A 21,290-nucleotide genomic window follows, 5' to 3' on the forward strand; every position below is an offset into this window, starting at 1 on the left:
AGTGATAAGATTTCCTGTCATCGATCATCGAGCGATACGCGCCCCGGTGGCGTTCTGGTACCCGATACTACTGGTGCGTACCATTTAAATGTACCGGTCCACCCAACTGTGAAAATCGTTACCAGGGGGCCCGATACGGTGTGTAATTCACTCGCACGGTCAAACGACGAGCTTATAAACCGTACCTGTTTTCGACCGTTCGGCTCGGCAACTCGAGAGACAGGACGACGGCGTCGGCGTCCGGCGGGACGTCGACGGCTCCGGCCGAGGCACAACCCGTCGCGTTGACGGTCACCGACGTCGCGCCCGACCGTTCGCCCGCCCGCCAGGAAACCGTCGTCTCGAGCAGTTCGGGACCGTCGTTGACGACGGTCACTCCAATCTCCCCACCGCCGACCGGCGCCGCGTCGAGCACCGCCTGCACTGGCTCGTAGGCGGACGCGAGCGGCTCGAACGCCGGCTTCGCCTCGCCGTCGACGCTCAGCAAGCCCGTGCCGCCGCCCGGCCCGCTGTCCCGAAGGCTCGATGCGACGAGCAGGCTGCTCTCGTGGCGACGGAGGGCTTCGGCGACGGTCCGCACAGTTTTGGCCTGCTCCGCGAGGGACTCCTCGGGGCTCGTCGCTCGTCGCTCGAGCAACGCGGCGTCGACGCCCGTGACGGCTGCCGGATCGACGTCGTCGGTGAGCGACGCGCTTCCGAACGCGCCGACGAACCGCCCGAGGGACGGGTATCGGTCGAGGAGCCACTCGACGTCGGTCGCCTCGAGGTAGCGCCAGCCCGGGTAGAGCGTCGTGGCGGTCGCGTCGAGCCCTGGCGCTCCCGTTAGGGGGACGGTCGCGACGGAGTCGGGAATCGAGTCGGCGACCTCGAGCGCCCCGCGCTGGTCGACGCCGGCGCGCCAGGCCCGCCAGCGAAATGCCAGGCGGGCCCGCCAGCCGCTCCCGAGCGGGTCCGCGAACGGGTCGACCGGTTCGTTCCGAACGCCGACGAGGCCGAGACTCGGGTGCGAGCCATAGTACTCGACGAGCGCCTCGGCCAGTTTCGTCGCGCGGTCGACCTCGAACTCAGGGTCGGCCCCGATGATCGGCAGGTCCTGCCAAACGAGCAACCCGGCCTCGTCGCAGGCGTCGTAGAACTCGGGACGCGGAACGTGACCTCGCGCGCGTACGAGATTCGCATTGCAGTCGACGGCGCGCTGGACGTCCTGGAGGGGGTCGCTGCCGGGGAGTCGGGCAACCCCGCGAGCGCGGATCGGCCGGTCGTTGACGAGGAGTTCGTCGTCGGTGCGCTCGACCGTCCGGAGCCCGACCGTCCGTTCGGTCGCGTCCTCGCCGAGTTTCGCCCGCACGGTGTATCGGTGCTGATCCCCGTATCCCCGCGGCCACCACAGCGACGGCTCCCGAACCTCGAGTGTCTTCGAGACCGCGACTCGCTCGCCGGGGTCGCCCTCGACGCGGACGCGGTCCATCGTTCCGCCGCCGCGAAACCCCTCCGGGCGAAGCGAGAGCGTGATCGAATCGTCGAGCGGGTCCTCGCCGACGTCGACGACGAGCTCGACGTCGATGTACGCGGTCTCTCCCTCGAGTCGAGGCGTCACCGACAGCTCGTCGATGAACGTCTGCGGGCGCACTTGCACCGCCGCGCCCCACCAGATCCCCGGCAGACCGAGTTCTGGCGGTACCTCGTCAGTATCGTAGACGCCGCCGGCGGTCCGCGCTGTCGCGAACTCGAGGTGGAGTTCGGTTTCGGATTCCGGCTCGAACTCGAGTCTCGTCGGGACGAAGTACGGTGCCCCAGCGTCGATCTCTCGATCGATACCGTCGATCCGGACCGACTCGAGGCCCGAGGCGCCGTGGAGGGCGAGCAGCGTTCGGGCGTCGGGCGTCGACCGAGGATCGGCGATCGTCGTTCGATACGCGAGGCGCTCGTCGGCCGAACGCGCCGTCTTCGCGAACCCGTCCGGTCGACCGGGGACCGAAACGGGGGTCCATCGATCGACGGTCGGTGGCCCGCCCTCCGAACGCGATTCGACGACGCCAGCCATCCACTTGCCAGCCATTACCACTGTTCACTGAACGGGGACCAAATAGGTGTTGCGACGGTTCGGACCGGTCGAGGTCGCTGTACTTCGTCGCTCACCCCGAGGACTCGAGCAAACGCACGAATCGGATTCAGCCGACTTAAGAGGGATGGCGTCATCGACTCGAGGTAGGTGGCCACACGCAATGTCCGATCTACCGGACGACTTCAAGTGCACGATCACGAACTGGGAGTACATCTACAGCCTCTGTCGGGACGTCAGCGACGACGTTCGCCGCGACGCGTTCGAGCCGGACGTCATCGTCGCGCTGGCTCGGGGGGGCTGGTTCGCGGGTCGATGTATCTGTGACTTTCTCGGACTCGACGACCTGACGAGCCTGAAGATGGAACACTACGTCGGCACCGCCGAGAAGTCCGGCGAACCGACCATCCGGTACCCGATGCCCGAAGGGAGCGTCGAGGACAAGGATGTCCTCATCATCGACGACATCGCCGACACCGGCGGCTCGATCAGGCGTGCCCAGGAGTACGTCGAGGATCGTGGCGCCGGCGAGGTCCGAACGGCGACCCTCCAACTGCTCCAGACCAGCGAGTTCGACCCCGACTACGTCGGCGAGCGACTCGAGGAGTGGGCCTGGGTCGTCTACCCGTGGAACTTCATCGAAGACATGGTCGACCTCATCTCGGGCGTTATGGAGAAGGCCGACCAGGAGTCGTTCACGAAGGCGGACGTCCGTCACTATCTCAAGGAGTTCCACGACGTCGACCGCATCGGTATGGAGATCGCCCAGCCCAACCGGTTGACCGAGGTGCTGACCGAGATGGAACGCCGGGAGGTCCTCGAGATGACGGCGCCAGGCGAGTGGGCGCTGGCGGAGTAGCGTCTCGAGACTGACACCGTCGACGCGCTCGGTGCCGATTTTCGGTCTGGAACGCTCGAGGAGGCAGTCGACGCCTCACTCGAGGCATTCACTCGTTCATTTGTTCAATCGTCGACCGAAGACGCCGTCGTCGAGTCGCGACCCGAGCGCTCAGTTTCGCCCTCGTCCTCAACGATCGACCCCTTCCAGGTGCCGCGGGTGAAGTAGGCGATGGCAGCGAGCGCGCCGACGACGTCGCCGGCGACGACCCCGATCCAGATCCCCGTCGTTCCCCAGCCAGCGACGAAGATGAGGTAGTAAGCCACCGGAACCCGGGCGATCCAGAGGGTAACGACGGAGAAGACGAGCGCCGTCTTGGTGTTCCCGGCCCCGCGGAACGCACCGAGGAGGACCTGCAAGACGCCCATGAAGACGAACATCGAGGCGGCGATTCTGAGGTACGTGCTGCCGTGGGCGATCGTCTCGGCCGCCCCCTCCTCCCCGGACGTCATGAACACGCCGACGATCGGTTCCGGGGCGACGAACGCGATCGCTCCCGCCCCGAGCATAATCGCCGCGACGACGCCGGAGGCGATCCAGGTCGCACGGCCGGCGCGGTCGGGCTTCCCGGCTCCGAGGTTCTGGCCGACGATCGTGTCCGTCGCTTGCCCCATCCCCATCGCGGGGAGGAAAGCGAGGGAAATGAGTCGATTTCCGAGGCCGTAGGCCGCGACGACGGCCATGGGGAACGTCGCCACCATTGCGGTCATCGCGATCATTGCGAGCGAACTCATCGACTGCTCGAGTGCCGTGGGAACGCCCAGTCGCGTGATCTTCGAGACGTACTCGCGCCGCGGCCACAGGTGGCCGGCCTCGATCTTTGGACCGACGTCCGTCCCGAACAGGACGTAGAGTCCGATGGCGGTCGCCACGGCTCTCGAAAAGACCGTCGCGACGGCCGCCCCCTCGATCTCGAGGGTGGGAAACGGCCCGACGCCGAAGATGAGCAGCGGGTCGAGCACGAGGTTAATGACGACGCTGACGGCCATCACGCGCATCGGCGCTCGCGTGTTCCCGTAGCCGCGCATGAGCGAGGTGAAGATGAAGAAGCCGAACAGGAACGGCGACCCGAGGAAGAAGATGCGCATGTAGTCGGCTGCCAGGGGGATCACGACGGCCTTCGTCTCCGGATCCGCCGGGAGCAGGGCAAGCATCGGATCGGTCACGAAATAGCCGAGCACGCCGAGCACGATCGCGACGATCGAGATGAACGAGAGCGTCTGTCCGGCGATCAGTCCGCCCTTGCCGCTCCCGGCGCCCGTGTGCTGGGCGATGAGGATCGCCCCCGCCGCGGTGAAGCCGCCGCCAATCGAGATCAGGAAGAAGATCAGCGGAAAGGCCAGGCTCAGTGCGCCGACTGATTCGGGCGACAGCGCGCCCAGCCAGAAGGTGTCGCCGATGTTGTAGGCGACCTGCAGCAACTGGATGACCATGAGCGGCCACGCGAGCCGAAACATGGGTCGAAGGAGCGGGCCGTCGGTGAGCCCACTACCGGTCGTCGTGGTCGTCGCGGTCGTTGTGGTCGTTCCCGGGGAGTCGGTATCGGTCGTCTCGCTCTCGCTCGTACTCGAGTTCGCGTTCGCGTTCGTACTCGCGTTCACGCTCGCGTCCGTACCCGCCGTCTCCTCGAGGGGCTCGGTGCCGGAATCGTCCTCGAGAGGCATTACGAATCGAAATAGTTCTCAGGATACTTGAACTCTCGTACGACGTGATAGCGTGTCACATCTCCGCTCGGGGTGTACCCGAGGGGTGGCCCGATTCCACACCGTTTAGGAACCTCCCCGTCGACGTCAGGGTATGACCATCGGCGTCATCGGCGGAAGCGGTATCTACGAAGCACTGCCACTCGAGAACGTCTCTACGGAGTCGGCAACGACGCCCTACGGCGAGCCGAGTGACGGCCTGACGATCGGCGAACTCGCCGGGCAGGAGGTCGTCTTCCTCCCGCGTCACGGCGAGGATCACCAGCACACCCCCACCGAAGCGAGTTACCGGGCGAACATCTACGCGCTCAAGGACGCGGGTGTCGACCGCGTCATCTCGACGAACGCTGTCGGCAGCCTGCGCGAGGACCTGCCGCCACAGTCGCTCGTGATCCCGGATCAGATCTTCGACCGAACGAAACACCGGACGCCGACGTTCTTCGGCGACGGGATGGTCGTCCACATGGGCTTCGCCGATCCGTACTGTCCGGCGATGGTCGATCACCTCGCGACCGCCGCCGAGGAAGCGGCCGAGACCACCGTCCAGGAGGGCGGCACCTACGTCTGCATCGAGGGGCCCCAGTACTCGACCAGAGCCGAGAGCGAGTTCTACCGTGACCAGGGCTGGGACGTCGTCGGCATGACCACCATCCCGGAGGCCAAACTCGCTCGCGAGGCCGAGATGAGTTACGCGACGGTGACGGGAATCACCGACTACGACGTCTGGAAGCAAGACAACGAGGTTACCCTCGAGGAGGTGCTCGAGAACGCGGCGGCCAACCAGGAGTCGATCAACGCGGTGATCGAGCAGGCGGTTCGGACGATGCCCGAGGACTTCGAGAGCGAGGCCTGGTCGGCGCTCGAGGGCACGATTAACACGCCCGTCGAATCCATTCCCGAAGAGACCCGCGAGCGCGTCGAGTTGCTGGCGGGTGAGTACCTCGAGTAATCGGTCTCACTGCGCACGTCAGTCGTCGAATTCTCGAGATAGCTCGCCTTTTCCGCTCCCTTCGTCCCGAGAACTCGACTCGAGGGCGCGCTCGAGTTCGCGCTTCGCGCTGGTGTCGTTGGTCTGGACGCGCCCGACCTCCGACCCCTGATCGACGCCTGGACCGCCACCTGGACGGGCACACTCGAGGCAGTAGTCGTTGATGCCCCACTCGAGGGTGTGCAGCGGGACGCCGAAGAGAACGAACTGGCGGGTGTACCGCCGTCGAAGGCCCTGTCGGCAGGTAGTACCACAGCCGGCACAGTGCTTTCGGGGGCCGTCGAAGGTGTCCTCGTCGACGCGGTGTTCGACGCCGAAGGTGTGTGCTGGATAGAGGGGAATCCCGCGGGATATCCAGAGGACGAAGAGACCGAGGAGGAGGTTTGCCCAGCTGAGGGCGAATGCCCACTCGGCCCCGAAGACGATGGGTGGCCAGACGAACAGGAAGATGAGCGCCACGACCGGGAAGATCTTTCGGAGGAGGGCGAACGCGCCGAGGCGGGCACGATAGAGTACGTCGTCGGGTCGCGACATCTGTTTATTTGTTTTCTCGTGGCTCCCTAAACCATTGCGATCGAACTCGATTCGTAGATCATCGCTCACAGAATCCCTGCCGTCAGTGGCGCCGCGGGTCGTCGCTCACGCCCCAGAGCACCCGGTAGGCGACGTAGCCGACCAGCAGGGCGAACGCGAACATCGCGACGGTCTCGGTGAACCAGACGATCGCGTAGAGCGCTCGCGTGAGCGTCCGCACGAGGACGTACCCGCCGTAGAGGGCGACGACCACGACCAGTCCGCCGAGGGCTGCCTGCACGCGTTCCATACGCTCAGTGTGGGCGGCCACTACAAAAATTGGGACGTCAGCGCGACTCGAGCGGTACGACGTGCCACGTATCGCGCGTCGGTCAATCCGCGATCGCTTCCTCGGCCTCGGCCTCCGGCGTCACGGGTGCAATCCATAGGTCGCCGAAGAGTTCGTCCTGGTCGAGCACCAGCCGTCCGCGGTGGGCCAGAAACAGCAACGCGAGGTAGGTCATCACGCGGGTGCCGCCCACGTGGTCGATTTCGGCGTACAGTACTTCGTCGCGCCCCTTCTCGTAGTGCGTCTCGAGTTCGGCCTCGACGTCGTCGATGACGGCCTCGATGTCCTCCTCGTGGGCCGTGTGGGTCACGTCGTCGGCCGTCGGCTCGTCATCAACTCGAAAGTCGTCCCCCGAGTGGTAGCTCAGTTCCTGCATCCCGCGACCGTACCCGTGCGGCGACCCGCTCGTGTCGTAGCTCCTGGAGGACTTCCACCAGGTGCCGCGCTCGGCGTCCCGGAGCTCTCGCACCAGTTCGTCCAGCGTCTCGGGTTTCCCGCGGGCGTGCTTGCGCTCGAGGCGACGATCCATCTCGGCCTCGAGGCTTTCGATGGGGTCGAAGCCGGGCGCTGCGTCCTCCATCGCCGCCTCGTCGGCGAAGGGGGCCTCCCACGGCGGGAGTTCCTCCTCTTCGGGCTGGTCGGGGGCGAACAGTTCGTCGCTCTTCATTCGGAGGAGGACGCTCGCGTAGAACAGTGCCCGACCCGAGGTGCGGAGGTCGGCGTCGTCGAGCACCTCGAGGAACTTGTCGGTGACGGCGACGATGTCGATGTCCCAGGGGTCGATCTCGCCGTCTTTGGCGAGCTGGACGAGGAGTTCGACGGGTTCGACCTCGTCTTCGTCTTCGGCTTTGCCTTCGCCTTCGTTCCCGGCCTCGCCCCCTTCTTCCCCGTCACCCGCCGTCTCGAGGTCGTCTCTGGTATCCGAGCCAGTGATCTCGCTTTCGTCGAACGCGAGGACCGAGTCCCCGGCTCTCGAGTTCCTATCAGACCCCGGCCGCTCGCGATCCTCGTGACCGGCGATCTGCAGCGGGATGTCGTTCTCGCCTTCGCCGTCAGTCATCTGCCGGGACCTCCTCGCCGTCACCGCTCAGGTCGATCCCCGTCACGGCCGAGACGTTATCTTGCTGCATCGTGACGCCGATGGCCCGCTCGGACCGATCGAGCATCGCCGAGCGGTGAGAGACGACGACGAACTGAGCTCGGCCCGCAAGTTCGTCTACCATCTGGCCGACACGCTCGGCGTTGACCGCGTCCAGGAACGCGTCGACCTCGTCCAGGGCGTAGAACGGTGCGGGGTTGTGGCGCTGGATGGCGAAGATAAAGGCCAGGGCGGTCAGGGACTTCTCGCCGCCGGACATCGCGTCCAGGCGCTGGATGGGCTTGTCACCGGGCTGGGCCTTCATCGTCAGGCCGCCCTCGAACGGGTCCGCCTCGTCCTCGAGGTGGAGCGTGCCGGTCCCCTCCGAGAGCTTCTCGAAGATGTCGGTGAAGTGCTCGGCGATGGCGTCGTACGATTCCATGAACGTCCGCTTCTTCTGAGTCTCGTACTGCTCGATCCGCTCGCGGATGCCCTCCGCTTCCTCGACCAGCGTCTCCCGTCCCTCCTCGATGTCGTCGAGGTCGGAGCGCACCTCGTCGTACTCGTCGATTGCCAGCATGTTCACCGGTTCGAGCGCTTCCATGTCGGCCTCGAGTAACTCGACCATCTCGACGACGGTGTCGTGGTCGGGGACGTCCTCGGGATCGTACTCACCGACTTCCTCCTCGAGAGCGTCGATCTCCCACTCGAGGGCGCCTGCGCGCTCGCGGGCGGACTCGAGTTTGCTCTCGACGGCGTTGACGCGATCCTGCTGCTGGTCGCGCGCGGTTCGGGCCTCCGAGACGGCCTCCTTGACCTCCGTACGTTCGCCTTTGAGTTCGGCTAACTCGTCCTCGAGTTCCGCGACGGCATCGCGTTTGTCCTCGAGTTCTCCGCGTTTGTCCTCGATGGCGTCCTCGCAGTCGTCGATCGTGGATTCGAGTTCAGCCTTGCGGTTCTGGGCCGTCTCGATGTCGTCGTGGAGGTCCTCGATGGCCTCCTCTGCGTACTGCTTCTCGAGGCCGAGTTCGTTCAGTTTCGTGTCGAGGCCGTCCATCCGCTCTTCGCGCTCGTCGATTTCGCCCTCGAGTTCCTCGATCTGGGCCGTGAGTTCGGGGATCTTCGAGTCGGCCAGTTCGGTCTCGAGGTCGTCGATGTCGGCCTGAATCTCGTCGATCTCTCCTGTGGTCGCCTCGATCTCGTCGGCGATCTCGGTCATCCGCTCGTCGACGGACTCCCGGTCGTCCTCGAGGTCGTCGAGTTTCGTCTCGAGGTCCTCGACGTCGCCCTCGATGCGCGCTCGTTTCTCGTCTAACTTCTCGAGTTCGGCCTCGATCGAACGCACCTCGTCGGCAGCGTCGGTCTGGCGGTCGCGAGCGTCGTCCAGTCGCTCTTCGACTCCCCGGAGGTCGCTCCGGACGGACTGCTTCTCGTCCTGGAGCTGGGTTATCTGAGTGGCGACGCGCTCGAGTTGCCCCTTCCCGCCGCTGGTGAACGAGTACCTGGACCCTTTCCGGGAGCCACCGGTCATCGCCCCGCTCTTCTCGACCAGATCGCCGTCGAGGGTGACCATGCGGTAGTCGCCCATGTACGCCCTGGCGGTTTCGATGTCCTCGACGACGAGGGTGTCCCCGAGGACGTACGAGAAGATGCCCGCGTACTGGTCGTCGAAGTCGACGAGGTTGTACGCGAAGTCGACGACCCCCGGATCAGAGGGCGCGTTCGGCAGCCCTCGCGAGCGCATCTTCGTGATCGGGAGGAACGTCGCTCGCCCGGCGTTTCGCGATTTGAGGTACTCGATGCACTGCTGGCCGATCACGTCGTCGTCGACGACCACGTTCGCCAGTCGGCCGCCCGCCGCGGTTTCGCAGGCGATGGCGTACTCGCCGCTCACGTTTCCTAACTCGGCGACGGGGCCGTGGACGCCGTCGATGGCCGCGTTCTGGATCGTCGTCACCGCTCGACCGAACGAGGAGTCGCCGCTCTCGCCCGCGTTGGCCTCGAGTTCGGCGTACTCGGCCTGTTTGGCCTGTAACTCGTCGTCGATCTCCTCGAGTTTCGCCCCCAGTTCGCGCTTCTCCTCGCGCAGGTCATCGACGACGCCCGTGATGTTCTCGCGGTTGGCCTCGGCTTTCTGGAGTTCGCGCTCGAGGTCCTTTCGCTGGGTTTCGATCTCGGGGATCGACTCCCGAAGCGCCTCGATCTCGGCCTCGGTTTCGCTCACCTCGTTCGAGCGACGGCGGGCCTCGTCGAGCAGGCGGTCCTGCTCGCGCTGAAGGTCGTTCTTCTCGGTTTTCGCGGCCTCGAGTTCGTCCTTTCGCTCCCGGAGTTCGGCTTTGACCTCGTCGTACTCGGTGTCGACGTCGTCGATCTCTGCCTCGAGACGTTCGACCTCGCTCTCGCGTTCCTGCACTTCGGACGTGAGCGAGGCCTTCTCGAGTTTGTACTCGCGCATCTCGTCTTCGAGGTCGGCGACCTGCTCCTGTTTGCGGTCGATCTGGACGAACGCTTCCCGCCGAGTGGATTCAGCTTCGTCGATCCGCTCGGTCGTCGCCTCGATGCGGTCCTCGAGGCGGGAGATTTCGCCCTTGACGGACTCGATCTCGCTCTTGATCCGCAGTTGTTCGTCCTCGCCCTTGCGCTCGATTTCTGCGTTGAGGTCCTCGAGGTCTTCCTCGAGTCTGAGGACTTTCCCCTGGCGCTCGTCGAGTTCGCGCTGGAGGTCCTCGAGGTCGGTCTCGAGGCCGTCGATCTTCGTCTCGACGCCGTCGAGTTCCTCGCGCTTGTCTTCGAGTTCGCTGGCCTTGAGATACCCTTCGTATTCGTCCTTTTCCTCGCGGAGTCGCCGGTAGCGAAGCGCCGTCTGGCGCTCGTCCTCGAGCTGGGCGAGGCGGTCGCGTTTCTCTCCGATGCGCAACTCGGCCTCGTCGATGCGTTCTTGAACGATCTCGAGTTCGCCGAAGGCGTCTTCCTTCTTGGCGTCGAACTCGGCGACGCCGGCGATTTCGTCGATGATCTGACGCCGGTTGTACGGCGTCATGTTGATGATTTCAGTGACGTCGCCCTGCATGACGACGTTGTAGCCCTCGGGGGTGACCCCGGCCTGGGCGAGCAGGTCCTGGATGTCCGAGAGGTTGACCGAGCGGTCGTTGAGGTAGTAGTAGGAGTAGTAGTTGTCCTCGGTGCGCTTGATCCGCCGGCGAATTCGAATCTCCTCGCAGTCGCCGACGTCGTCGCTGCCGGCGGCGTTGACGACCTGGGAGCGCGTCAGCGTCTCGTCGCTATTGTCGAGAATGACCTCGACGATGGCCTCACGCGGGCCGGACGACGCTCCCTCGCCGTCGTGGCCCGGGTTGTAGATCAGGTCGGTGAGCTTCTCGGCCCTGATCCCGCGGGTGCGAGCCAGGCCGAGCGCGAAGAGGACGGCGTCGATGATGTTCGACTTCCCGGACCCGTTCGGGCCCGTAACGACGGTGAAGTCCTCGTAGAAGGGGATCTTCGTCTTCCGGCCGAAACTCTTGAAATTGTCCAGGACGAGCGCCTTGATGTGCATTCGAGATCTCCGTAGAGCGGGCGTCGATCGCCGACGTGGGTCGGGCGAGTCGACGAGTTATGCGACAATAATGTCGTCGGTACCTGAGTCTTCTGGTTCGCCCTCGATCGCTTCCTCTCCGTCTTCCTCGGCACCGTCGGCTTCCGCGGCCGCCTCGGCGACGTCGTTCTGGGCGGCCTCCGGCGTCTCGTCGCCCTCGACCTCGGCATCGGCCGACTGGCGTCGCTCCGGGACGCGCGTCGGGATTTCGGTATCCAACTCGGCCTCGAGTACACGGATGCGTTCTTTCGACTCGACGAGTTCTTCGGTCAGTCCCTCCACGGTGGACTCGAGTTCCTTCACGGTCGCCTCGAGTCGCTCGACGCGATTTTTCGGCATACCTACTAGGGACTGTTCTCGCTACTTAAACGTACGTCAGACATGCGTATTTTTTCTGGTAGATAAACGACGACGAACATCGCCACGTTTCGGCGGTCCGCTCGCGCGTCGATCCGAGACTGCGAGGCACCATTAACATGTTCACGTTTGGCTATTTGCAGTGATGCTTGCTACCATACCTATGGCAATACAGCCACGAACGGGGGTTGCTACGCAATGACCGACGCGACCAATCCGGCGGCGAACGGTGGTATCGACCGACGAGACGCACTGAAACTGTTCGGCGGGTCGGCGCTCGCGGTCGCGCTCGCTGGCTGTACCGAACTCCTGGGCAATGGCGACGGTGACGATTCCTCGCCGTCCGAGACGGGCGACGGCGACGTTCCGGACGAACCGATCCAGGCCGGGTTGCAGACCTTCAGAGAGGGTGCACCCGCCGTGCTCGGCGTGCAGGCGGAGTACGGAGCCGAAACCGCCGTCCGGCGAATCAACGAAAACGGCGGCGTCGCGGGCCGGGAGATCGAACTCGACATCGTCGAGGAGGGGTCCGAACAGCTCGAGAACTACCAGCAGTTCGTCGACCAGGGCAAGGACGTCACTTTCGGCCCGATCTCGAGCGGCGGCCACGAGGCGATGGTGCCCGAAATCGACGACCAGGGCGTGATCAACGTCGCGACTGACGGCACGGTGACGACGCTGTACGAGGAGAACTTTCCGGATACGACCTACTCGTTTCGCTTCCAGAATCACGACGTGATGGAGGCGCTGTCGGCCGCCAAGGAGGCGGTCGAGGTCCTCGGCGCGGACAACATCGACACGTACGCCGGTGTCAACCCGAACTACGCGTTCGGCGAGGACGAGATGGCGCTCTTTTCCGCCGGCATCGAGAAGCTCACCGGTGCGGAGGAGGTGTACAACGGGACGCCGGACCTCGCCGCGGACGACATGTCGACCCACGTGACGAACATCAACAGCGAGGAACCGGACGTCGTCTTCACGAGTTGCTGGGGGGGCGACGCCACCCTGCTCCTCCAGCAGGCGCAGGCGAACGACATGCTCGACAACACGGAACTCGTCGTCGGCACGGTGCTGTACGGGTCGGCGAACGACTACGAGGAGGGCGACCTCGAGGGGCCAATCCACGGCGGATCGCGAAACTTCTACTGGGACCAGCCCACCACGGACCAGTGGACGCCCGCCGCAGACCTCTTCGACGAAGTACAAGACGAGTACGGCGTGATCCCGACCGCGCACTTCATGAGTGGCTACGGCGCGGTGACCGCCTGGGCGACGGCCGCCGACAAGGCCGTCAGGCTCCTCGGGCGCTGGCCCGACCAGGACGAACTCGCGATGGTGCTCGAGGAACACGGGTTCTTCACCCCGGCGGGCTACCACGTCATGTCGACCGACCATCAGGGCTACTCGAGCGCCCACTTCGGCGAGATGGCGTGGTCGGACGAAATCGGCGGGGCCATCCTCGAAAACGTCAACGTCTACGCGGCCGAAAACGTCTCTCCGCCGCCGGGAACGACGTCTCTCGACTGGATCGACAGCTGGTAGAGGTACGACGGACGCAATTTATGAAATTCTTAGCACAAGTACATCGGAAAGCGACGGTCGAGAGGGTGTAACGAGATGATCGAATCGCTCCTCACCCACACGCTCAACGGCCTCTACTACGGCCTGATCCTGTTCATGATCGCGTCCGGACTGACGATCATCTTCGGTGTCCTGGGAATACTGAACCTCGCCCACGGCGAACTGTACGCGCTCGGGGCGTTTCTCGTGGTTACCGTCGTCGGATTCCTCGCAGGATTCGTCGCCGAACCCACGGGCCCACTTTCAGCGCTCGTCTTCGGTGTAGTAGTATTGCTGGGATCGCTCCTCGCGGCGGCCGTCCTGCTCCCGGTCGGCGCCGTCATCGAGTCGGTGTTCGTCAGACCGATTTACGAGCGCGAGGACGTCTACCAGTTACTGCTGACGTACGCGCTGTTGCTAATCCTCGTCGACGTGATGAAGTTCCTCTGGGGGACGTCTCCGGTCAGCACCTCGTCGTACAGCAGACTCAACGAGATTCCGACGACCGAACTCGTGGGGTTCAGCTACCCTTCCTACAACGTGATCGTGATTCTCGTTGGCGTCGTGGTCTTCGCCTGGCTCATCTGGTTCTTCGACCGGACGAAGACCGGGCGTATCGTTCGCGCGACGGCGATCAACCGCGAGATGTCGACCGCCATCGGCGTCAGCACGGACCGGACGTTCACGCTCGTCTTCGCCATGGGGGCGTTCTTCGCCGCCTTCGGCGGAGCGATGAACAGCATCGGGCCGAGCGACGCGTACCTCGAGATGGGGCTCGACCCCCTCGTACTCTCGTTCGTCGTGGTCGTCATAGGCGGCCTCGGAAGCCTGAAGGGGGCGTTCGTCGCCGCGTTGCTCGTCGGCGTCATCAGCCGGTGGACGGTCGGCGTGTTCAGCCTGCCCCAGCTCGAGCTGGCGGCACCGTTCATCCTGATGGCCATCATCCTGCTGGTCAAACCCGAAGGTCTCTACGGGACGTGGGGTGAGATCGAATGACTCGTGTTTCCAGAAATGGAGTCCTGGCGGTGTTAGCCATCGTCCTCCTGCTCGCCGTCCCCGACATCGCCAACGTGACGCCGCTGTCGTTCTCGATTATTCACCAGGGAATCCTGTTCGGCATGGCGGCGATGGGGCTGAACCTCCTGTTGCGCCACACCGAACTGGTTTCGTTCGGACACACCGCGTTCTTCGGCGCCGGTGCCTACGGCGTCGCCGTACTGACGGCCCACTACGAGGTGTCGAACGGGTTGCTGTTGCTGCTCGGGGCGGCCCTGGCGGCGACGGCCATCGCTCTGCTGGTCGGCTATCTCGTCGCCGGCTACCTCGACATCTACTTCGCGCTGTTGACGCTCGCGTTCAACCAGGTGCTGTTCGCGTTCGTCCTCCAGAGCGGCTTCTTCAACTACAACGATGGCCTCCGGGTCCGCGTAGGCGCCGACCGGCCGTCGCTGCTCGGAATCGACCGCTGGCTCGTCTCGACGTTCGGTGCCGACCCAATCGTCGCCTACGACTACGTCCTGTACTACCTCACGGTCGTCGTCCTCCTCGTCATGGTCGCCGTGACGTGGAAAATCGTTAACTCGCCGTTCGGTCGGGCGCTCGACGCCATCGGTCAGGATCGAACTCGAGCTCGGTTCATCGGCATTCCGGTCGACCGGTACGTCTGGATCGCGTTCACGCTCTCCGGCCTCTACGGCGGCATCGCGGGCGGGCTGTTCGCCCTCCTGCAACTTCACGTCCGACCAGAGCCGGTCCTCTTCGTCTTCGTCTCCGGTGAGATCCTGTTCATGGCGATCATCGGTGGCATCGGAACGATCGTCGGACCGATCGTCGGCGGCATCGTACTCATCTACTTACTCCGGCTAGCACGGTTCTACTTCGAGTACTACCACGCACTGACGGGACTCGTGTTGCTGGTCGTCGTCTTCTTCCTGCCGGAGGGAATACTCGGCTCGCTGCCGACGTTCAGAGCGGGCCTCGAGCGGCGCCTTCGCGACCCGACGCTCGTTCGCGGGGACGCCGCTACCGTCTCGACGACGATCCGCCAGCGACTGTACCGCGCCGCGACGACCGTTCGCATTCTCGTATTCGGGGTGAAATAGATGCTCGAAGCACGCAACTTACGGAAGGAATTCGGAGTGCTCCGCGCCACCGACGACGTCTCGCTCACGTTCGGGGAGACCCCCGGCGAGATGGTCTTCATCGTCGGTCCGAACGGCGCCGGAAAGACCACGCTCATCAACCTCCTCACGGGGTTGCTCGAACCCGATCAGGGCTCGGTCGTCGTCCACGAGGACGACGGCAGCGGCTCGACGGTCGAGCGCGACATCACGGACACGTCGCCGGAAAGACGGGTCAACGAAGGACTCGTTCGGAGCTTCCAGATCGTCCACGTCTTCGAGGAGATGACCGTTCGCGAAAACCTTCGCGTCTCCGTCCTCTCGCGTTACGGCAAGACGCTGAGCATGCGAACCCGCGACGATTCGCACGACGAAGTCGAAGAAACAGTCGACGGTCTGCTCGAGCAGTTCCGGCTCGAAGACGTCGCCAACGAGGTGGCGGAGACGCTGCCTCATGGCGACCGAAAGCTCCTCGACGTGGCGATGTCGTTCGCCCTCGATCCGACGTACCTGCTCCTGGACGAGCCGACCTCCGGGGTCGCCACGCGGGAGAAGGAGTACGTCATCGAAACCATCGTCGAGGCGAGCGAGGCCGACGGCGTCACCACCGTCACGATCGAACACGACATGGATCTCGTCAAGGAGTACGCCGACCGACTGGTCGTTCTCCACGAGGGGAGCGTGTTCCGGGAGGGCAAACCCGAACTGCTCGAGACCGACAGCGAACTGCGGCGGGTCCTCCTGGGGGTGGACGAATGAGTTCGTCGCACCCGCTGCTCGAGGTCTCGAACCTCTCGGCGACCGTCGAGGGATTCGAGGTCACCCACGGCGTCGATCTGACAGTGCGCGAGGGCGAAGCCGTCGCGCTCGTCGGGCGCAATGGCGCCGGAAAGACCTCGACGTTCCGGGCGATCATGGGACTGACGCCCATCGCAAGCGGGTCGATACGACTTCACGGCGAGGAACTGACGACGCTCCGACCGGAACTCATCCCGCGACGGGGAATCGGGTATCAGCCGGAAAATCGCGACCTGTTCACGGGCATGAGCGTCGAGGAGAATTTCCGGCTTCCAATCTGGACGGCGGGTGACGCTCGCGGCGTCGACGACGAGGACGCCATGGTCGAGGACATCTTCGACCTGTTCTCCGAACTGGAGTCGCGCCGCGATGCCGAGGTCCAGAACCTGAGTGGTGGCCAGGGGAAGATGACCGCGATCGGTCGGGCACTCGCACTCAACCCAGACCTGCTCATTCTCGACGAACCGCTCGAGGGACTGGCGCCGGTCGTCGTCGAGAATCTCAAGACATACATCCGGGAGATCATCGACCGGGACATCTCCGTGCTCATCGCCGAGTCGAACGCGAGCCACGTCCCCGACATCGTGGACCGAATGTACGTCATGGAACGCGGCGAAATCGTCGACAGCGGCGATCCGGACGTCCTGGTCGAAGACGAGGACATCCAGATGCTGATGCAAGGCGGTGGCGGGGAATGACGGCGGGTCATTCGAGTCCCACTGCCGACGAGATGGCAGGCCGCACCGTCTTTGTCACCGGGGCCAGCCAGGGCATCGGCCGTCGGATCGCCCTCGCGTTCGCCGACCGCGGGGCGAACGTCGCCCTCGCGGCGCGGGGCGACGGAATCGAGGAAACGGCCGCCGAAATCGGCGACCCGTCGCGGACGCTCCCCGTTCGTACCGACGTCACCGACGAGTCCTCTGTACGCTCGTCGATCGCCGAGACCGTCGACAGCTTCGGCGGCCTCGACGTCCTCGTCAACAACGCGGGGATCGCCGGACCGACGGCGCCGATTGGAGCGGTCGAGCGCGATGACTGGGACCGGACGATGGCCGTGAACGCCACCGGCCCCTACCTGACGGCGAAACACGCGGTGGCTGACCTCCGCGAGAGCGACCGGGCGAGCGTCATCAACATTTCGTCGATCAGCGGCAAACGGCCGCTCGAGAACCGGACGCCCTACGTCGCCTCGAAGATGGCGGTGATCGGTCTCACCCGGACCCTCGCGTTCGAATTAGGCGAGGACGACATTACGGTCAACGCGATCTGTCCAGGGGCGACCAGCGGTCCGCGGATCGAGGCCGTCATCGAAGCACAGGCCGAGAGCCTTGGCGTGGAGTACGACGAGGCCAAACGGCGAGTGTTCACCGAGGACGCCGCGCTCGAGACGCTGGTCGACGCCGACGACGTGGCCGAGATGGCCCTATTCCTCGCGAGCGACGCCGCCCGCCACGTGACGGCCCAGGACGTCAACGTCGACGGCGGTACCGCCTGGTACTGACGAGTACCTGGGGAACTCCGTCGACGTCCACGACTGAGAGAACTCGGCCACATTCCGAGGTAGCGTACGGAGACCGCCACTCCATTTGCAGTCCGTGAATTGCTTGCAACCTGTGCTCGAGTGTCGGCGCTTGCACGAACGTCACCACGTAGCTATCTGGCCCTGGCTTCCGTACCACCCTCGAGGACGTGTTCAATGACGATTAAAACGCCAGTAGACCACCCGGACTACGAAACGCTCACCGAAACGACCCGCGGCGAAGTACTCCGTCCCGACGATGACGGCTACGACGAAGCCCGATCGGTCTGGAACGGAATGATCGACCGCCGACCGGCCGTTATCGTTCGGCCAACCGGCACGGCCGACGTAATCACCGCGGTCGAGTTCGCTCGCGACCACGGCCTTCCCCTCGCCGTGAAGGGAGGTGGCCATAACGTCGCCGGAAACGCCGTCTGCGACGACGGCCTCACGATCGACCTGTCTCCGTTGGCGTCGGTGCGGGTCGATCCCGCAGCCCGAACCGCCCGGGTCGGTCCCGGCGCAACGATGGGGGATCTCGACCACGAAACGCAGGCGTTCGGCCTCGCTACCCCGGGCGGGGTCATCTCGACGACTGGTGTCGCCGGACTCACGCTCGGGGGCGGTGTCGGCTGGCTCAGCCGCAAGTACGGGCTCGCGATCGACAACCTCCGGTCGGTCGACGTCGTCACCGCGGACGGCAACCTGATCACCGCGAGCGAAGCCGAGAACCCGGACCTCTTCTGGGCGATTCGCGGTGGCAGCGGCAACTTCGGGGTCGTCACGTCGTTCGAGTTCGACCTGCACGAGGTCGGTCCGGACGTGCTCTTCGGCCCGACTGTGTACGCCTACGAGGACGCACCCGACATCCTCTCACGCTACGCGGCGTTCGCTCGAGAGGCGCCGCCGGAGTGTGCCGTCTGGGCGAACAGCGTGGCCGCGCCGCCGCTTCCGGTCATCCCGGAAGAAATCCACGGTACCACGGTCCTGGTGCTCGTGCAGTTCTACGCCGGCGACCTCGAGGAAGGCGAGACAGTGCTCGAACCGCTCCGCGAATACGGCGACCCCATTGCCGACGCCGTCGCGCCGACCCCCTACACGGAGGCCCAGCGTCTCCTGGACGATCTGTACGCCGAGGGGGCTCGTAACTACTGGAAGGCGCCGAATTTCACGGAACTCACCGACGCGACGATTGACACCATCGTCGAGTACGCCGAACGGTTCCCGACGGGACAGTCCGAAATCCTCCTCCACCAGGTCGGCGGGGCAGTCAACGAGGTCGGACCGGACGAGACCGCCTACCCGCACCGGGAGACGGCGTTCATCGCGAGCGTCGCCGCTCGGTGGGAGGATCCGGCGAACGACGACGAGTGCATCGCGTGGGTGCGGGAGTGCCACGACGCGCTCGATGAAGGAGCCACCGGCGGAACGTACGTGAACTTCGAGGGCGACCAGGAGGGGCGCGAGCGGAACGCCTACGGCGTGAACTACGATCGGCTCGCCGAGACGAAGGCCGAGTACGATCCGGAGAACGTCTTCCGGACGAATCAGAACGTCGAGCCGGTGAGGCAGGGGTAGGAGGTCGTAGAAGAGGGAGTTTCTCCCCAAATTACTGTCGTTCCGCCTCGCCGTCGAACCGCTTCTCGGCAGAGAGTCGGTGCGCGACCGTCCCCTCGAGTTCGCAGATTTTGGCCGCATGCGGTGCAATCGAGGCCGCTCCCTCGGCGGTCAGTTGCTGGTGGGTGAGCGTCTTCAGGTAGGTGCCGACCCAGATACCACCGGTGTACGTCGACACCTCGAGCGTCGGCAGACAGTGGTTCGTCCCGACGGCCTTGTCCCCGAAGACGACCGGCGAGTGGTGGCCGAGAAAGAGCGAGCCGTAGTTGACGAGGTCGTCGACGTACTCGCGGGGCTCGTCGCTCATCACCTGGAGGTGCTCCATCGCATAGTCGTTCGCGACCGCTATAGCGGCATCACGGTCTTCGGCGACGATCACCTCGCCGTTTTCCGCCCAGCACGCTCGAGCGGTTTCGGCCGTCGGCAACTCCTCGAGTTGCGCCTCGACGGCGTCTATCGTCTCGCGAGCGAGCGATTCCTCGAGCGAGACGAGGACCACCCGGGAGTCGGTGTCGTGTTCGGCCTGGGCGAGCAGGTCGGTCGCCACCAGTTCGGGATCGGCGGTGTCGTCGGCGATGATGAGCACCTCGGTCGGTCCAGCGAGGAAGTCGACGCCGACGTGGCCGAACACCTGTCGCTTCGCCTCGGTCGTGTAGGCGTTCCCGGGGCCGGTGACGACGTTGACGGTCGGCACGGATTCGGTACCGTAAGCCATCGCCGCGATCGCCTGGGCGCCGCCCACGCAGTAGATTTCGTCCGCACCAGTTCGATCCATCGCGTACAGCTGTGCGGGCTGGACGCTCCCGTCGTCCTGGGGCGGCGCACAGGCCACGACGTGTTCGACGCCGGCGACGACGGCGGGGACGATCGTCATCGCCGGCGACGCGACGAGCGGGTACCGTCCGCCAGGAACGTACACCCCGGCTCGCTCGATGGGGACCACTCGCTGTCCGAGTCGAACCCCGTCGTCGAACTCGCGCTCGAAGCCCTCGAGGTGGCCGCGCTGTTCCTCGTGGAATTCGTGAACGTTCTCGATCGTCTCGTCGATCACTTCCCGATCCTCCTCCGAGAGACGTTTTCGAGCCGACGCCAGTTCCTCGTCCGTCACCCGGATCGACTCCCGCTCGACGCCGTCGAACCTGGCGGTGAGTTCGCGGAGGGCGTCGTCCCCGTCACTTCGGACGGCAGCGATGATCTCCGAGACGGATTCGGTCACTTCGGGTGGAAACTCGAGCGACGGTCGCTCCGCGCCCTTGATATGCGTGCTATTTTCTATCACGACATGAATTGACGCGGCACCCTCGGATAAACTCCGATGTTAACACGGAAACACAGGGAGGCGCCTCGAGATTTCGGATCGGTCGCGAGAACGGCGACGCTAGAGCGGGGTCTCCTCGTCGTCCACGTCCGAGAGCGCCGACAGCGCGGCCCCGAGCAGTTTGCGCTCGCTCCGTCGGAGGTTCATCGAGACGGCCGTCTTCGAGATGTCGAAGTGATCCGCGAGTTCGTCGAGGGTCGCCCCGCGAGGCGTCTCGTAGTAGCCGAATCGAGAGGCCGTTTCGAACGTCTTCCGTTCGGTCTCCGTGAGCGACCGGCAGCCGTCGAGCAACCGCCTCGCGCTGTCGGCGTTCTCGAGGAGGTCGAACAGCGTGGACGCGCCGAACTGATCCCGGTTTTCGACGTCGTAATCGTTGTGGCGCTCGAGGTCCGCAAGCGTCCTGTCCTCCGCGTCGTCGTCGTCGAAGCCGACGTGCCAGTGCTCGCGACCGTTTTCGATCTGGAACGGACCGGTGATGTAGCCTCCGTGTCGCTGGATCGTCTTCATCGCGTTCGTCTGTTCGATAACTGTCCCGATCTGGGCGACGTTCCCCCGCCGCGAGAGCAGATAGTAGTCGGACATGTTTCGGTGCTCTCGAAGCGTCTGGAGGCCGGTATCCAGCGTTCCGGGGGAATTTCCCCTGGCGATAAGGCGAGTCTCGAGTTTTTCGGCGTCCGTATCCAGTTGCCACTGGACGGCCGAGAACGCGATGTCGACGTCGTCAGTGGTGTCGATGAACGGACAGTCGTACTGACGCATGTCGATGTTTAGGTCGATCATCGCAGGTCAATACCCGAATGGGGCCCACCGACATTAAT

Annotated in this window: 18 protein-coding genes; 9 read left to right on the top strand and 9 right to left on the bottom strand. The window is 64.8% G+C overall.

Annotated features, from left to right (window positions below):
- Positions 1-172: 172 nt before the first annotated feature.
- Positions 173-2,059, bottom strand: coding sequence for a glycoside hydrolase family 2 protein (locus tag NGM15_RS08285; RefSeq protein WP_253437742.1), 1,887 nt, complete (start codon positions 2,057-2,059; stop codon positions 173-175).
- A gap of 166 nt (positions 2,060-2,225) precedes the next feature.
- Here NGM15_RS08285 and NGM15_RS08290 point away from each other — a divergent pair, with 166 nt between their 5' ends.
- Positions 2,226-2,921: a phosphoribosyltransferase gene (locus NGM15_RS08290; RefSeq protein WP_253437745.1), complete on the top strand. Its 696-nt coding sequence runs from the start codon at positions 2,226-2,228 to the stop codon at positions 2,919-2,921.
- A gap of 104 nt (positions 2,922-3,025) precedes the next feature.
- Here NGM15_RS08290 and NGM15_RS08295 read toward each other — a convergent pair whose 3' ends face one another.
- Positions 3,026-4,417 carry an MATE family efflux transporter gene (locus NGM15_RS08295; protein WP_253437984.1) on the bottom strand — a complete coding sequence of 464 codons (1,392 nt, stop codon included), beginning with the start codon at positions 4,415-4,417 and terminating at the stop codon, positions 3,026-3,028.
- A 340-nt stretch (positions 4,418-4,757) separates the two neighbouring features.
- On the opposite strand from NGM15_RS08295, the gene mtnP reads away from it, so the two are divergent.
- On the top strand, positions 4,758-5,612 hold the full coding sequence (gene mtnP / locus NGM15_RS08300) for an S-methyl-5'-thioadenosine phosphorylase (protein ID WP_253437748.1): 855 nt from the start codon (positions 4,758-4,760) through the stop codon (positions 5,610-5,612).
- Between the two features lie 18 nt (positions 5,613-5,630).
- Here mtnP and NGM15_RS08305 read toward each other — a convergent pair whose 3' ends face one another.
- The 5 genes from NGM15_RS08305 to NGM15_RS08325 form a co-directional block, all read right to left on the bottom strand.
- The gene (locus NGM15_RS08305) at positions 5,631-6,185 is read right to left on the bottom strand and encodes a DUF8108 domain-containing protein (protein WP_253437751.1); all 555 of its coding nucleotides are present in this window, start codon (positions 6,183-6,185) and stop codon (positions 5,631-5,633) included.
- 82 nt (positions 6,186-6,267) lie between these two features.
- The gene (locus NGM15_RS08310) at positions 6,268-6,474 is read right to left on the bottom strand and encodes a hypothetical protein (RefSeq protein WP_253437754.1); all 207 of its coding nucleotides are present in this window, start codon (positions 6,472-6,474) and stop codon (positions 6,268-6,270) included.
- A gap of 82 nt (positions 6,475-6,556) precedes the next feature.
- Positions 6,557-7,573: a segregation and condensation protein A gene (locus NGM15_RS08315; protein ID WP_253437757.1), complete on the bottom strand. Its 1,017-nt coding sequence runs from the start codon at positions 7,571-7,573 to the stop codon at positions 6,557-6,559.
- On the bottom strand, positions 7,566-11,144 hold the full coding sequence (gene smc, locus NGM15_RS08320; RefSeq protein ID WP_253437759.1) for a chromosome segregation protein SMC: 3,579 nt from the start codon (positions 11,142-11,144) through the stop codon (positions 7,566-7,568). Before smc ends, NGM15_RS08315 begins: the two co-directional genes overlap by 8 nt.
- A 57-nt stretch (positions 11,145-11,201) precedes the next feature.
- Complete coding sequence (locus NGM15_RS08325; protein ID WP_253437762.1) at positions 11,202-11,522, bottom strand: DUF7518 family protein; 321 nt, start codon at positions 11,520-11,522, stop codon at positions 11,202-11,204.
- A gap of 216 nt (positions 11,523-11,738) precedes the next feature.
- On the opposite strand from NGM15_RS08325, the gene NGM15_RS08330 reads away from it, so the two are divergent.
- From NGM15_RS08330 to NGM15_RS08360, 7 genes are all read left to right on the top strand, one after another.
- On the top strand, positions 11,739-13,082 hold the full coding sequence (locus NGM15_RS08330; protein ID WP_253437764.1) for an ABC transporter substrate-binding protein: 1,344 nt from the start codon (positions 11,739-11,741) through the stop codon (positions 13,080-13,082).
- Positions 13,083-13,157: 75 nt separating this feature from the next.
- Positions 13,158-14,096: a branched-chain amino acid ABC transporter permease gene (locus NGM15_RS08335; RefSeq protein WP_253437767.1), complete on the top strand. Its 939-nt coding sequence runs from the start codon at positions 13,158-13,160 to the stop codon at positions 14,094-14,096.
- Positions 14,093-15,202, top strand: a complete 1,110-nt coding sequence (locus tag NGM15_RS08340; RefSeq protein ID WP_253437770.1) for a branched-chain amino acid ABC transporter permease — start codon at positions 14,093-14,095, stop codon at positions 15,200-15,202. The genes NGM15_RS08335 and NGM15_RS08340 overlap by 4 nt, the downstream gene beginning before the upstream one ends.
- On the top strand, positions 15,203-15,979 hold the full coding sequence (locus tag NGM15_RS08345; protein WP_253437773.1) for an ABC transporter ATP-binding protein: 777 nt from the start codon (positions 15,203-15,205) through the stop codon (positions 15,977-15,979). It begins immediately after the preceding gene.
- The gene (locus tag NGM15_RS08350) at positions 15,976-16,716 is read left to right on the top strand and encodes an ABC transporter ATP-binding protein (RefSeq protein WP_253437776.1); all 741 of its coding nucleotides are present in this window, start codon (positions 15,976-15,978) and stop codon (positions 16,714-16,716) included. The genes NGM15_RS08345 and NGM15_RS08350 overlap by 4 nt, the downstream gene beginning before the upstream one ends.
- 32 nt (positions 16,717-16,748) lie before the next feature.
- On the top strand, positions 16,749-17,519 hold the full coding sequence (locus NGM15_RS08355; protein ID WP_253437779.1) for an SDR family NAD(P)-dependent oxidoreductase: 771 nt from the start codon (positions 16,749-16,751) through the stop codon (positions 17,517-17,519).
- Positions 17,520-17,714: 195 nt separating this feature from the next.
- The gene (locus tag NGM15_RS08360) at positions 17,715-19,115 is read left to right on the top strand and encodes an FAD-binding oxidoreductase (RefSeq protein WP_253437782.1); all 1,401 of its coding nucleotides are present in this window, start codon (positions 17,715-17,717) and stop codon (positions 19,113-19,115) included.
- 31 nt (positions 19,116-19,146) lie between these two features.
- On the opposite strand, the gene hisD is transcribed toward NGM15_RS08360, so the two are convergent.
- Positions 19,147-20,433: a histidinol dehydrogenase gene (gene hisD, locus NGM15_RS08365; protein ID WP_253437785.1), complete on the bottom strand. Its 1,287-nt coding sequence runs from the start codon at positions 20,431-20,433 to the stop codon at positions 19,147-19,149.
- Positions 20,434-20,532: 99 nt separating this feature from the next.
- Positions 20,533-21,252: a helix-turn-helix domain-containing protein gene (locus tag NGM15_RS08370; RefSeq protein WP_253437788.1), complete on the bottom strand. Its 720-nt coding sequence runs from the start codon at positions 21,250-21,252 to the stop codon at positions 20,533-20,535.
- Positions 21,253-21,290: the final 38 nt, after the last annotated feature.

Source organism: Natronosalvus halobius (assembly GCF_024138145.1).
GTDB classification, from domain to species: Archaea; Halobacteriota; Halobacteria; order Halobacteriales; family Natrialbaceae; genus Natronosalvus; species Natronosalvus halobius.

What these genes read in the sequence shown, in the direction of transcription:
- NGM15_RS08285 (WP_253437742.1), bottom strand. Translation starts at nt 2,059, where the DNA reads ATGGCTGGCAAGTGGATGGCTGGCGTCGTCGAATCGCGTTCGGAGGGC.
- NGM15_RS08290 (WP_253437745.1), top strand. Translation starts at nt 2,226, where the DNA reads ATGTCCGATCTACCGGACGACTTCAAGTGCACGATCACGAACTGGGAG.
- NGM15_RS08295 (WP_253437984.1), bottom strand. Translation starts at nt 4,417, where the DNA reads ATGTTTCGGCTCGCGTGGCCGCTCATGGTCATCCAGTTGCTGCAGGTC.
- mtnP (WP_253437748.1), top strand. Translation starts at nt 4,758, where the DNA reads ATGACCATCGGCGTCATCGGCGGAAGCGGTATCTACGAAGCACTGCCA.
- NGM15_RS08305 (WP_253437751.1), bottom strand. Translation starts at nt 6,185, where the DNA reads ATGTCGCGACCCGACGACGTACTCTATCGTGCCCGCCTCGGCGCGTTC.
- NGM15_RS08310 (WP_253437754.1), bottom strand. Translation starts at nt 6,474, where the DNA reads ATGGAACGCGTGCAGGCAGCCCTCGGCGGACTGGTCGTGGTCGTCGCC.
- NGM15_RS08315 (WP_253437757.1), bottom strand. Translation starts at nt 7,573, where the DNA reads ATGACTGACGGCGAAGGCGAGAACGACATCCCGCTGCAGATCGCCGGT.
- smc (WP_253437759.1), bottom strand. Translation starts at nt 11,144, where the DNA reads ATGCACATCAAGGCGCTCGTCCTGGACAATTTCAAGAGTTTCGGCCGG.
- NGM15_RS08325 (WP_253437762.1), bottom strand. Translation starts at nt 11,522, where the DNA reads ATGCCGAAAAATCGCGTCGAGCGACTCGAGGCGACCGTGAAGGAACTC.
- NGM15_RS08330 (WP_253437764.1), top strand. Translation starts at nt 11,739, where the DNA reads ATGACCGACGCGACCAATCCGGCGGCGAACGGTGGTATCGACCGACGA.
- NGM15_RS08335 (WP_253437767.1), top strand. Translation starts at nt 13,158, where the DNA reads ATGATCGAATCGCTCCTCACCCACACGCTCAACGGCCTCTACTACGGC.
- NGM15_RS08340 (WP_253437770.1), top strand. Translation starts at nt 14,093, where the DNA reads ATGACTCGTGTTTCCAGAAATGGAGTCCTGGCGGTGTTAGCCATCGTC.
- NGM15_RS08345 (WP_253437773.1), top strand. Translation starts at nt 15,203, where the DNA reads ATGCTCGAAGCACGCAACTTACGGAAGGAATTCGGAGTGCTCCGCGCC.
- NGM15_RS08350 (WP_253437776.1), top strand. Translation starts at nt 15,976, where the DNA reads ATGAGTTCGTCGCACCCGCTGCTCGAGGTCTCGAACCTCTCGGCGACC.
- NGM15_RS08355 (WP_253437779.1), top strand. Translation starts at nt 16,749, where the DNA reads ATGGCAGGCCGCACCGTCTTTGTCACCGGGGCCAGCCAGGGCATCGGC.
- NGM15_RS08360 (WP_253437782.1), top strand. Translation starts at nt 17,715, where the DNA reads ATGACGATTAAAACGCCAGTAGACCACCCGGACTACGAAACGCTCACC.
- NGM15_RS08370 (WP_253437788.1), bottom strand. Translation starts at nt 21,252, where the DNA reads ATGATCGACCTAAACATCGACATGCGTCAGTACGACTGTCCGTTCATC.